Origin of the sequence: Oleiharenicola lentus (assembly GCF_051660365.1) — a bacterium.
Classification (GTDB): Bacteria; Verrucomicrobiota; Verrucomicrobiia; order Opitutales; family Opitutaceae; genus Lacunisphaera; species Lacunisphaera lenta_A.
This window is the reverse complement of sequence record NZ_JBOZXB010000001.1, coordinates 3,199,897-3,212,812: the sequence shown is the minus strand read 5'-3', so window position 1 is coordinate 3,212,812 and position 12,916 is coordinate 3,199,897. Positions and strand designations below refer to the sequence as shown.

Below are 12,916 nucleotides of genomic sequence, written 5' to 3'. Positions count from 1 at the left end.
TCTTGCCAACCACTCACTCGGAGAGTGTGCTCGGGGGAATTCATCCCCTATGTTCACCATGAAACGTTCCCTTCGTGCGCCCGCAGCGGCTTTGCTGCTCAGCGCGGCTTTTACGACCATGTCCGCCAATCCACTGCTCACCGAGAGCCCGCTGCCTTACCAACTCCCGCCGTTCGAGCAGATCAAGAACGAGCATTTCCTCCCCGCTTTTGAGCAAGGCATGACGGAAAACCTCAAAGAAATCGACGTCATCGCCAACAACCCCGCTGCGCCGACCTTCGACAACACCATCGTCGCGCTCGAACGTTCCGGTGAGCTCCTGAGCCGGGCGGTCCGCGCCTTCGGCATCTACACGGGATCATTTACGAATCTTGAATTGCAAAAACTTGAGAGCCAGATGGCCCCGCGCTTTTCCGCTCACGGAGACGCCATCCGTTTAAACCCGAAGCTTTTTGCCCGCATCGCGGAACTCCACGCGAAACGTGATTCCCTTGGCCTCGATGCCGAGTCGAATCGTTTGCTCGATCGTTATTACAAAGACTACGTTCGCGGCGGCGCGAAACTCTCCGACGCCGACAAAGCCAAACTGCGCGCGCTCAACACCGAAATCGCCAAGCTCTCCACGCAGTTCAGCCAGAACGTGCTGAAAGAAATTAACGCGTCCGCCGTGATCGTCGACACGCGCGAAGAACTCGCCGGCCTCTCCGACGCCGCCATCGCCACCGCGGCGGCTGCGGCGAAAACCGCTGGCAAAGAAGGAAAATTCGCGATCGTCCTCACCAACACCACCGGCCAGCCGCCGCTCAATTCATTGCAAAATCGCGCTGTCCGTCAGCGTGTGATGGCGGCCTCCCTCGCGCGCGGCAGTCACGGCGGCGATTTCGATAATCGCGCCATCGTTTCCAGCATCGCCAAACTCCGTGCCGAGCGCGCCAACCTGCTCGGTTATCCGACTCACGCCGCGCTCCAACTCGAAGAACAAACCGCCGGCAGCGTCGACGTGGTCAACAAACTCCTCGCGCAACTCGCCCCGCCCGCCGTCGCCAACGCCAAGCGCGAAGCCGCCGACATGCAAAAGCTCGTCGACGCCGAAAAAGGTAACTTCAAAATCGAAGCCGCTGACTGGGATTTCTACACGAGCAAAGTCCGTCAGGCCCGCTACGCCTACGACGAAGCCCAACTCCGTCCCTATTACGAAATGCGCCGCGTGCTCGTGGACGGCGTCTTTTTTGCCGCGACGAAACTTTACGGCATCACCTTCAAAGAACGCAAAGACCTGAAGGGTTACAGCCCCGACATGTTCGTGTTCGAGGTCTTCAATGAAGACGGCACGCCCCTCGCGCTTTTCCTCGCCGACCTCTACGCACGCCCGACCAAACGCGGCGGCGCCTGGGCCAGCGCTTACGTTCCGCAAAATAGTTTGCGCGGCACCAAGCCCGTTATCGGCAATCACCTCAACGTGCCGAAGCCGCCCGCCGGCGAGCCGACGCTGATGACGCACGACGAAGTCAACACGCTCTTCCACGAATTCGGCCACGCGTTGCACGGCATGTTCTCGAACGTGAAATACCCGCGCTTCGCCGGCACCAGCGTGCCACGCGATTTCGTCGAGTATCCGTCGCAGGTAAACGAGATGTGGGCCACGTGGCCGGAGATTCTCAAAAACTACGCCAAGCACTACCAAACGGGCGCGCCGATCCCGCCCGCGTTGATCGAAAAAGTCATTGCTGCGGATAAATTCAACCAAGGCTTCGCTACCACCGAACTCGTCGCGGCCAACGTCATTGACCAAGCGTGGTATCAGTTAAAAACGAGCGAAGTTCCCGGCGCCGACGACGCCCTCGCCTTCGAAGCGGCAGTGTTGAAGAAATACGGTCTGGATTTCGCGCCGGTGCCGCCGCGTTACCGCACGACGTATTTCTCGCACGTGTTTTCCGGCGGTTACTCGGCCGGCTATTATTCGTATTTCTGGAGCGAGGTGCTCGACGCCGCGAGTGTCGATTGGATGAAGACTCACGGCGGCCTCACGCGCAAAAATGGCGACCATTTTCGCAGCACGCTCCTGTCGCGCGGCGGCAGTCAGGACGCGATGGAGATGTATCGCAATTTCACCGGCGCCGAGCCCGACATCAAGCCGCTGCTCAAACGCCGCGGGCTCGACTCAGCCTCGCCGTAACCAAGTAGTTTTCCTCAGTTCATTTTCCTTCACCCTGCGTCCGAAAGGCGCAGGGTTTTTTGTAGGTTTTTAACAGAACAAATCCGCTCCCTATGCGTCTATGACCGTAGATCACCACCGAATGAGTAACCCCAGTTCAGCCGGCCAACCTCTGCGCATCCTCTATGCGGATGACATGCGCGAGCTGCGGCACTTGATCCAAGTCTGTCTCGGTCGCGACGGGCATGTGGTGGAAACTCATCCTGATGGCGCTGAAGCCTTGGAACGCCTCACAGCCGCGCCGCACGATTTCGATGTATTGCTCACCGACCACCACATGCCGCGCATGAATGGTTTGGAACTGGTCGAGCACCTTCGCAAAACCGCATTTGTCGGAAAAATTTTAGTATTCAGCTCCGAACTCGATGAGTCGATCGCCGACGAATACCGCAAACTTGGCGTCGATTACATTCTGCCCAAGCCGATCGTGCCCGCTACGCTGCGCACCATCATCGCTTCGCTCTCTCCGCAACAAATCCATGTCGCGTGAGTATTCATTTGGGTCGGCTTTAAGCGCGGAAACCAAATGCCTATGCGGCATCGCCCGACCTGCCCGGCCCAGAGGACGAACCCCAGCGCGTCCAAACACCGCCGTGCGGCAACGGGCAGGCGAACTGTGAATCGACCCGAGAGATTTAATTTAGTCATAATCGTAGCGGAGCGTGGGCTCTGGCGAAACAAGGGTTGGCGCCATGTTTCCAATCAGCGCAAACCAGCCGCTTTCAATTGATGCCACTCGATCGTGGCGCTGATTCGCGCATTCACTTCGGAGGCAAATTCGTTCACCCTTTCCCAGAACTGAAGGTTCCCCTCGGCCACATGCCCTCGCCAGCTGGGAGACTGCCAGCCCTGCGCAGTGAGAGTGAATGAATCAACCAACTCGCGTTCCTCGGCCGCTATCCGCCTCAACGACTCGAGAATCGCAGACTCCCCCTTCCCACTGGGATGGGCCATCAGCTGCTTGAGCCAGAGAGGCATCTCTGACTCCAGTTTTAGCGTGTAGCGGCACCAGTAACCACCCTCTTTCCGCGCACCATAGGCAATTAATTCCAAGCGCCTCACGTGCATCTTGGCCTTTTGCCGGTCATCGTTCTGCCCCTGCTGCATTTTGTCCCCGAAGATCAAGGCCAGATGTCCCCACGGGAGACCGTAGGTGCTCATTTGCCCGTTCACCACGCGCCCGTTGTCCTCCGCCAGCGCTCGCAGAATTGCCAGGCGCACCTCTTCACTGGTCGGTGCAGAATAGTTCGCCGGCACGCGCAGCCCGCCATCGTTCGCGGCCAGCGCCCGCTCGCCGTCGGAGTAAAGCGAACGCACGCGCTCCACTTCGAGTTTCTCTTCCCTCGCCGCCCGCAAGACGCCGAACGCCTGCCCGGATTTCGCCGGCAACCTCCAGTCGACGACCTCCTGGACAAGGGCCTGCAGTTGATCGTCATCGCTCGCCTCCGCCAACCGCGTCTGCAAACGAGGGAGCACCGCCGCATAAATGGAATTCTGCCGCTGCTCACAGGCGGCGAGCCATTCGCCCCAATATTCCTGACGGTAACTTACCATTCCTTTTTTTCTGTGGATGAACATCGCGCCGTAAAGTCGTTCCAAATCCGCCAGCTCAGCGGCAGCGGCCACGAGCCCGGCTTCGTTTGCTTTCAAATTTTCCAGCGCGCGCTCGCGCTGCTTAAATTCATGGCTCAAGGCCAAGCGGATCGCCTCCAGCCCACGCTGGTCGATGCCCGCAACCTGCTGCGCTTCGACACCGCGCAGCAACGCTCCGTGCACGGTCTTGACCTGATCGACCGCATGCATCGCCTGGATGAGTTCCTGCTGAACTCGCTCAATTTCCAGCTGCCGGCCCCGTTCGGCCAGTGCGTCGCCCGACCTGCCCCGTCCTGATCGAGCGCGCGGATTCGCGCGCGGAGCAGCCACCGCCTCTCCCGGCGAAGCCACGGCACGCTCAAACTCAGCCAGCCTTTCCCCCAACGTCTGGACTGCTGCGTTCATGGCTCGTGCGTAAAGATTTCCCGCCTGCGCGGATTTCTGCTGGACGATAAAATTATACAGGCCCGCCGCTTCTCCTGGCCACAGCAAGACCGGCCCGTCGTTTTTCTCCAGCGATTCCAAGGCTTCGATCGCCGCGATGACTGCGGCGGGATCGCCCTGCGCGCAAGCGGCCAACCGGGCGTCCAGCCCACGGCGGAAACCTTCAAGCGACTCCAAATGACGCAGCACGGCCTTGGGAGGATCAAAGGGAGCGTCGACATTAAACGTCGCCAAAATCATCGACCGAACTTCGAACGGCAGCCCTTTGATTTTTCCGATCCGGGCGAAGAGCGCGCGTTTTTCCCGGTGGCTCATTTGCCTATACGCCTCGCCAAAAAGTGGCACCGTGTAGTCCGCTCGAAAAAGATTATAACTCCGCTCCAGTTGTGGTTGCTTGAGGCCGTGCTGCGCCAGCGCGATGTCCACCCAAGCCATCAATAACGCGACGCGGTCGGGATCGGACTTGGCATTGGCCAAAAGATTCACCCGTCCCGCAAAAGGATTGGGCGGGGTCCCGCCTAAAATTCCCCTCGTCGCAAATGGATCGCCCGTCGCGATTCCTGCCACAGCCGCATGCAAAGCCCCCGGAATGCACCCTCCCGCTACGAGAAGAAATCCGATTAACGTAAGCAGCATTTTTTTCATAAAGGTAAACCGCCCGCACCCTTTTCCTGGCATCGCACGGCAGAGTGACTGTAGCGGAAATATCGGCCGGCCTCATCCGGGGAAATGCCCCGAGGCTTCGGAATTTCCTACACAACTCTCATTCGGTCACGGTCCTTCGACCACTTTCATTCTCAAAAAAACTCTTCCACTGCCGCCAAATGGAACTGACGCAGCATGGCGCTCCGTTTCGACATCGTCATCTTCAAGACGAACGATTTGCACCGCAGGCACCGCCGTCCAAGTCGTGAGATCTTCGGAGGATTGGATTTCCACCGAAATATCCTGCCGATTCTTACGCAGCCGGTATTCCATGACGAGGACGGGCACTCCGGCAACGTGCTGCACCGATACCTCGGGCCACTGCGCTGGCGTGGTGGTCTCGCCAAGATTCATCGCATACCGCACGAGGTTGGAGAGACCATCGGCGAACGGTGCCGCCGTCGGTGTCGCGTTGGCTCCGACCAAGCCCTGATCCTGCACCCATAGGTCAAAACTGTTCGGAGGCAAAGGAGCGCGGTTGCCGAGAATCGTGTAGCCTGCCAGTCCGCTGTAGCCCGTAAAAGTATTCGCTGCCGTAAATGCTTTCGCGTCGGCCTCACTGGCAAAATATTGCATCGCGAAATGCGAACTGACGGGCGCGCTTTCGTAGCTTGACCCGTTCCATACCTCGATCGCACCCAACAGGGGTGATAAGTGGGATCGATGATCCCCTTTCCATGCGAGGAACCCGCCTTTCAGTCGGAGAAAATTGCCGCTCGCCGCTTTCTCGTTCAACGCCAACCCGTAACTGAAAGGCGTGGAAAACGGCGTGTTTATTACCACCAATCCCGAGTCTTCCACCACCACTTGGTTCCCGTCGGCACCACCGGATATTCCGACCACTAGCCGGTTCTTAAGTCGCAGTTCGCTGCCCGGTCCCGCAACTTGCACGGAATTCCGCGAGCTAGAATAACCCACGGTGAGAGTCGTCGCCTCGAAAAAAGCCCCACCAGCAATCTGCAGTGAATTATTTTTCCACGACGCGGAAAACGACGACCCTACCGATACACGATCATTGTTACCGATCGCTCGGAACCGGGTTCCGGCACCACGCACCACCAGAGTGTTATCAGATGCGTAATTTCCCACGTAGATGGCGTCGGCCCCGATGTAAGGTCCCGTCGTCTCGAAAGTCGCGCCACTCTCGAAGAGGGCATGATTACCCGAGCCGCTTTCACCGACCACGAGCGCCTGGACTTTTACCGCACCCTGATTTTTCACCCACAGTCGATTTCCACCGGTGCGATAACCCACTCGTAACTGACCTGCTCCGGAGCCATCCAGATCTGCCGCCGCGCGCTGAATTGCGCTGCCAACCCCGTCGACCACTATCGCGTTATTACCGAGCGCGGAAACATTGCCCGCCGGCGCGTTAGTCCCGTAGCCGATCTCAGGGCCTCGACCAACCAAAAGTGAGCCGTTTCTTATGGTGAGTCGATTGTAGCCTGTCGTCTCCCCTACAATGACACGGGTCTCTCCGAAATCAGCGCTTTGGGCCTGCTCTGCACCCAACACATACTCTCGCAGACTACTCGCTGAGCCCCCATCATCCATGATCGCGGATAATCCGGATATGACCCGCGGTAACACGGAGATTTTCACTTCTTCGGAATCGACGTAGCCGTGCGTCGCCGATCGCACCCGAACCCAATACCAGGCTTCCTCGGTCAATGCCGGGGAAGTCCAATCCGCATCCGTAGCACCTTCGATCAATTGGGCCGCCCCGGATTTCCGTCCGCGATACCATTGATAAGATAGCATTTCCCCGGTTGCTTGAACCGACAAAGTTACCACTTGCTGAAAAGCAACCGGCGGTGACTGAGGCTGCGTTTGAATAAACGGGTAAGGTCCCGAATCGGAGGTCAGCAGTATATTGTCCGCCACCAGGAAGTTGTTCCCCGTTTCCGCCACTGTAGGTCTATCTTGATACCAAAACAACGAGATGAGACCCATTTCGAGCGGCCGGTCTGATCCTCCCCCCAAGGGACGGTTCGCCACCACCAAAGCATCTCCCACCTTCGCCGACCATGTGTTGGCTTTGAAATCGAGTTCCAAGCTAACCCGATACTTCGTGCCATTCGCAAAATTGTGCCCGCTGTAGTTCCAACTGTTCGTATCGAAGGTATAACCGTAGATTCCCAAGTTCTGGTTATTGAAATAAAGGGAGGCCAACACCTGGTCGTCCCGATTGCGCAGATCGATGGAAAATTCCTCGTAAAATGAGTTCGTCGAATCAAAGAGCGCCATGTCCAGTTCCAGTAGCACCATAGGTCGATTGGTGGTTGGTTGCATGTCCCCCACCCAGCGATAAGCCACCACGTTCGCTCCAACGGAGGTCCGCTCTTTCCCAACGTAGGCCGCTTTGCCTGAACCATTCCACGCTCCGCCGTGGATTCCAGACGATCCCGCAGACGAAACAATCCATCCATCAAACTCCCCCAACTTTCCTGGTCCAGTGTCGGCCAATTCAAAGCCAGTCTGGTAGTGAACCACGGCATTCTGTGCCGTGGCCGGGAGCAAGGTCACTCCGCCAATTACTATCGACATCAGTAAACGCCAAAATGATCGGTGAGCGACCCTGATAACGTTTAGGATTTGGTGCATGATTAAACGAATGGGCATTCGACGCGGGACGCAGTGCGCGACCTCCGCCGAATTACCACCATACGCGAAGTCTGTCCTCGTCACACCCGGGGAATCACCCCGATTTTTTCTTAATCTTGCACGATCGTTTGGCCCCAAAAAAAATCCCTAGAGAATCCGGAAAACATCACATAGCACACACACGCTTCTTGCCAAACCTCGGTCACACTTAACATCTCGTCCGTGTCGACGACCACACCAGCTTCCACCGAAAAAAAACCGCCTACCCGTTTGGTCGTCGTCGAAGATCATCCCGTAATGCGCGCGGGGATCCTCGCGGCCCTCGCTTCCGATCACTTGCTGCAATGCGTCGGTGCGGCAAGCGACGCCAGCGAGGGCAAAAAAATCGTGCGGCGCGTGTGTCCCGATCTCGCCGTTGTCGATCTCATGCTTGGCGGTGCCGGTGCCCGCCGATTTGACGACGGGTTGGCGTTCATCGCCGATCTCCATTACGAATTTCCCCCGCTGCGCCTCGTCGTCTATTCGGCGGTTGAAGACATCGGCTACGCCCGGCGCGCCCTCACCGCCGGCGCGCGCGGTTACGTCTCCAAAAGCGAGGTCGAAACCAATCTCCTTGGCGCGATTCACACCGTGCTTGCGGGCGAGCGTTACCTCAGCCCGCGCATCTTTGTGGACACGGCGCGTCAATTCACAGCTGCAGTGGGCAGCAAATTCGCGACGCTCCTCGCCCGCCTCACCAACCGCGAATTACACGTGCTCCATGCGACCGGCCTCGGCCTGCCCAACCGCCGGATCGCCGCCGATCTCGGCTTGAGCGTGAAAACCGTCGAGTCCTACAAGGAATCCCTCAAAGAAAAAATCGACGCCAGAGATGCCGAGCAACTGGCCGTCAAAGCCCGCGCTTTTTCCGCCGCGCTCATAGCTTGACCGTGCAACCGCCCGCCCCGCCGCTTTCCGCTCACCTCCGCAGGCAGCACCTGCGGCGATGGCAGCTAAACTGCTCTGCGCAAACGGGCCGGTTCGAGTTTGGCATGCGTGCACCCGTCCTCAGCTTTTTCATGGCATTCGCGGCTTTGCTAACCTTGTTCCCACCCGCTCTCGCTTCTTCTGCCCGTGATTCCTTCGTTATGGAAGGAGCGCTCCGCAAAATTCAGGCACCCGTCGATCTCACCAATTTGCAAGACAACGACCGCATGCTGCTGGTGGTCGAACGACGCGCCGTGCGCCTCACCGCGCCCATTCGCGCAAGCTTCCTCACCACTGGGAATTTCGTTCACCAACGTGACAAAACGCCAGGGATCCTCCCTGCGGGACTTGTCGTGAACAGCTACTTCGTCACAGCGAGCAGCGGCAGCGTATCGCACTACCTCGCCTCGCTCAAATTTTCCGGCGAGACCGTGCTCGCCATTATCAGTTACCCGGAGATTACAAGTTCGCACGCGCTCTTTGCGCTCGACGGCGTCGATTACGACATCAACGCCGGTATCGATCTCGCCCCGGCGGGCGGGCCCGATTCCTTCCGACTCAGCGAAGATCGCATGACGCTGCATTTCGATTTCGTCGACATCGGCCTGCACGATTCGTTTCGGATTCTCACGATCACCCCGGCTGGTGCACATAAGACCGTCTCTCCGTGATGCCGTCTTTCGATTCAGCTGCCTGGTATCGGTGGCACTCCTGGGCGCGCTGGGGCGGAGTCGCCGGCGCGCTCTGGTTGGCGTCGCTCTCGGCCCGAACGGAAATTGCCCCGCCGCCCGATGCCGCCTTCGCGCCGGATCGCGGACAAATTCGCACCTGGTTCGTGCCGCTCACCGCCGAAGAATTCGAGCGCCGTCACTCCGGCATCGCGACGGACAGCGCCGGACGCATCCTGATCGGCAATGGCCAGCTTTTGCGCTACGATGGCGCAAGTATCGAACGTCTGCCACGGCCCGGCGATGCGTCCACCAGCGCGCTCGCCATCGATGCCCAGGATCGAATCTGGACGGGCAATGGTGTTGATCTCGGCTGCCTCTCGCGAGCACGCGACGGGACGTGGAAATTCACCTCGCTCAAATCTCACCTGTCTGCCGACGCCGCCAGTTACGATACGATCCTGAGCGTCCATTGCGTCGGGGACGCGGTGGTCTTTGTCTCTCCCCATCAGGTGCTGCGCTGGAGCGAAGGACGCTTCGAACACTGGCCGTTTCAAGCCGACCGCCGCGTGCCCGCTCACACCGGAGGCAACCGCGTGTGGTTGCTCGACCACCGCTCATCCGCCGAACGCCCGACGCAGCTGCTCGCGCTCGCTGAGCGCGGCGCGCCGGAGGAAATCACGCTGGTGGGCGCGATGGCCCGGCCGACGTTCGCCACCACGCTGCCCAAAGGCGGCTGGCTTTTGGCCGATGCACGCAGCGGTGAAGCGCAGTGGTTCGACCCAGCCGGGCAACTCGTGAAAACCGCGACGCATCCCGCGTGGAAGCTCCACGCGATGTCCGTGGCCGACACGCGCAGCGGCCCGGTCTTTGGCGCGGCCGGCGGACTCATGAGTTTCGATTACGCGGGCCGGCTCCGCTTCGCGCTTTCGTCGCGCACCGCCACCGTGCCCTCGGTGTTGTCGGAAGTATTGACCACCACACCCGACGGGCGCGTATGGAGCGTCAATGCGTTTGGCCTCCTCGGAGTCGACCCGACCGCGCACGTCACTTATTTCGCCACCGCGCAAGGCGTGGTCGATCCCATCGGCACGCTGCGCCGTGTTGGCGGGGAAATCTGGCTCGTCGGACCGCGCGGCCTGATCATCCTCGGCGCCTCCGCCAATCCGCCCGCCACGGGCCGGATGACGCCCGGCGAAGACCTCCCCGGGCTCGGCGCAAATTCCCTCGGCTCCGCCCGGACGATCGAGGTCACCGACCGCCACGTTTTCGTCGCCGCCAATACGTTCGCGATCCTGTCACGCGCCACGCAACAATGGACCATGGCGTTCGAAGGCCGCGCGGTCCGCGCGCGCTCGTTGATGCAACCATGGCCCGCCACCGCGCCGGATACGTTGCTCGGCGCCACCGAAACGGAGGTGCTGCTTTTCGGCGCGGACGATCGCACGTGGCCGGTTCTCTGGCGCCAACCGTTCTCGAACGTCGACCGCGTTTATCCGTTGAAAGAAAACCGCGCCCTCCTGACCGATCAATCCGGCCGCGTATCGCTGCTCGCGTGGACCAAGGACGCCGCCAGCAACTGGCGGGAAGCCGCGCCGCCCCGTCTGCTCACACCGCGCGAAGGACTCGGTCGAATCATCCGCGTCGATTTTCGCGACGGCGAAACATGGGCCTATACCAGCGAAGGTGCATGGCATTGGTCGGAGCAGGCTGATGCTTTTCAACGCGTGGTCACCGACGCCGCACCGGGCGTGATTTTAACCGCCCTCGCGCGCCACCCGGATGGTCGTGAGTGGGCGCTCGCGCGCACGGCGGATTTCGGTTTCTCCACTCAAGGCACGCCAGTTTACGCAGTCTGGCCAGTGCAGACGGCGAGCGGCCGCGTGAGCGGATTCACCGCTCCGCCCGTGGAAATCATTGACCGCTTGGGCGGACTCAACGACGCCATCTTCGAAGCGGACGCGCACGCGCACGCCGGCGCACTCTGGTGGCTCGCGGGCTCGCAAGGCGTCGCCCGCATCAGTCTTGATGCTCCGCTCATTCCACTCGCTTTGCGGGCGGCACCCCAGCTCACGTTTTCGGGTGAGGGCGAGACACTTCCGACCGGCGATCACGTGTTGTCACCCGGAACCACGCGCTCTTTGGTCACGGAACTCGCTTTCACTTCTCTCGTGCATCCCCTGCCGGTCGCGTATCAAACCAAACTGGAAGGAGTCGATGTCACGTGGTCGTCCCCCGGACAGGAACGCCACCGCCGGTGGGATCGCCTGCCACAAGGCCACTACACGTTGCGCGCTCGCGCCGTGGACACCGCCGGGCAAATGAGCCCGGAACTCAGCCGCGCGGTGGTCGTGCCCGCCCGTTTCACCGAAACCGCGATCTTTTGGATCACCGTCGCGGGGGTGATCGCGTTGCTGGCGTGGTTGATCGTTCGCCACTGGTTTCAGCGTGTCGCGCAAAAACAATCGGAGTTGGAAACCACGATCAGTGAACGCACCGCCGCCCTGCTCGCCACCAACAAAGAACTCCAACACCAAAGCAGCCAGCGCGCGGAACTCGTGGGCGTCATTGCGCACGAACTGCGCACCCCGCTCATCGGCGTGAGCCTGATCGCACAACGCCTCCAGCACCAGCTCGCCACTTCTCCCGCAGCTGCGGATCTGCAGCTGATCGAAACCCAACTCGATCAGTTGGGCCATCTGCTCGACGGCACGCTTGACCTGACCCGCTTCGAACTCGGATTGATTCCGGTGCACTGGCGGGCCGTGCGCTGGCCACAATTTATCGACGAACTCGTCGCCGGTCACGCTTCCGCCGCCGCAAAGAAGAGACTGCACTGGCAACTCCATCGCGAAAATTCAGCACTACTGTGGCTACTCGTCGACGCGGGAAACCACCGCCGCGCCTTGCACAATCTGATTTCCAACGCCGTCAAATACACCGCGAGCGGCGGCGTAAGCATCGGGGTTGCGTTGCGCCCAGACCCGGACGCGGCGCCGTTGCTGTGGGCCGACTGGATTATCGAGGACACCGGCCCCGGCTTACCCCCGGAACTGCTCCGCTCCCTCGATGGCCCCTATCAACGCCCCGGGCTCGCGGCCTCGCCCCTCGACACACCGAGCAGCGGCCTCGGCCTCGCGCTCACGGCCCGCCTCGTGAAGCTCGCGGGCGGCCGACTCTCCGCGAGCACGCGTGTGGGCGGCGGCACCCGAATGGCGTTGAGCCTGCCGGTGCTTCCGCTCGATTTGCCCGCCGCGCACACCGATGCGCTCGACTTCCCGCCACCGTTCGCCTTGCACGCGCTGGTGGTCGAGGACGATGCCGCCCAACGTGCGCACCTGGCCGATCTGCTGGAACCACTGGGCGTGCAGGTAGACCTCGCCCCGACCTGCGCCGCCGCCGAGGAACTCGCCGCGCAGCACAATTACGATGTCGCTTTCTTCGATTTTAACCTGCCCGATGGAACGGGGCTCGAACTGCTCCGTCGCTTGCAAGCCGCCGATCGCCGACCCGCGCTCATCGCGATGGTCACCGCCCACGAGAGCGTCACGATTCGCGATGCCTGCCTCGACGCTGGCTGTGCCGCCTATCTGGCTAAACCCCTTTCCATTCGCGATGCGCTGGCGGTGCTGGCTCGCGATAAAAAACCGCACGGTCGCGTTTCACTGACGGTCAGATAAGGAAGTCATCGCCCGGCGGTTTACCGCGGGCAGTTTGTTTA

Annotated in this window: 7 protein-coding genes; 5 read left to right on the top strand and 2 right to left on the bottom strand. The window is 60.5% G+C overall.

What is annotated here, in order from left to right:
- The first annotated feature begins 49 nt into the window (after nt 1-49).
- Both ACRRQW_RS12470 and ACRRQW_RS12465 read left to right on the top strand, forming a co-directional pair.
- Nucleotides 50-2,176: a M3 family metallopeptidase gene (locus tag ACRRQW_RS12470; protein ID WP_438481779.1), complete on the top strand. Its 2,127-nt coding sequence runs from the start codon at nt 50-52 to the stop codon at nt 2,174-2,176.
- A gap of 121 nt (nt 2,177-2,297) precedes the next feature.
- Nucleotides 2,298-2,705: a response regulator gene (locus ACRRQW_RS12465; protein WP_438481778.1), complete on the top strand. Its 408-nt coding sequence runs from the start codon at nt 2,298-2,300 to the stop codon at nt 2,703-2,705.
- Between the two features lie 212 nt (nt 2,706-2,917).
- Here ACRRQW_RS12465 and ACRRQW_RS12460 read toward each other — a convergent pair whose 3' ends face one another.
- Nucleotides 2,918-4,897 carry a hypothetical protein gene (locus ACRRQW_RS12460; protein WP_438481777.1) on the bottom strand — a complete coding sequence of 660 codons (1,980 nt, stop codon included), beginning with the start codon at nt 4,895-4,897 and terminating at the stop codon, nt 2,918-2,920.
- A 126-nt stretch (nt 4,898-5,023) separates the two neighbouring features.
- Nucleotides 5,024-7,483, bottom strand: a complete 2,460-nt coding sequence (locus ACRRQW_RS12455; protein ID WP_438481775.1) for a hypothetical protein — start codon at nt 7,481-7,483, stop codon at nt 5,024-5,026.
- Nucleotides 7,484-7,783: 300 nt separating this feature from the next.
- On the opposite strand from ACRRQW_RS12455, the gene ACRRQW_RS12450 reads away from it, so the two are divergent.
- From ACRRQW_RS12450 to ACRRQW_RS12440, 3 genes are all read left to right on the top strand, one after another.
- Nucleotides 7,784-8,488: a response regulator gene (locus tag ACRRQW_RS12450; RefSeq protein WP_438481774.1), complete on the top strand. Its 705-nt coding sequence runs from the start codon at nt 7,784-7,786 to the stop codon at nt 8,486-8,488.
- 200 nt (nt 8,489-8,688) lie between these two features.
- On the top strand, nt 8,689-9,198 hold the full coding sequence (locus ACRRQW_RS12445) for a hypothetical protein (protein ID WP_438481773.1): 510 nt from the start codon (nt 8,689-8,691) through the stop codon (nt 9,196-9,198).
- Complete coding sequence (locus ACRRQW_RS12440) at nt 9,198-12,875, top strand: response regulator (protein ID WP_438482359.1); 3,678 nt, start codon at nt 9,198-9,200, stop codon at nt 12,873-12,875. The genes ACRRQW_RS12445 and ACRRQW_RS12440 overlap by 1 nt, the downstream gene beginning before the upstream one ends.
- Nucleotides 12,876-12,916: the final 41 nt, after the last annotated feature.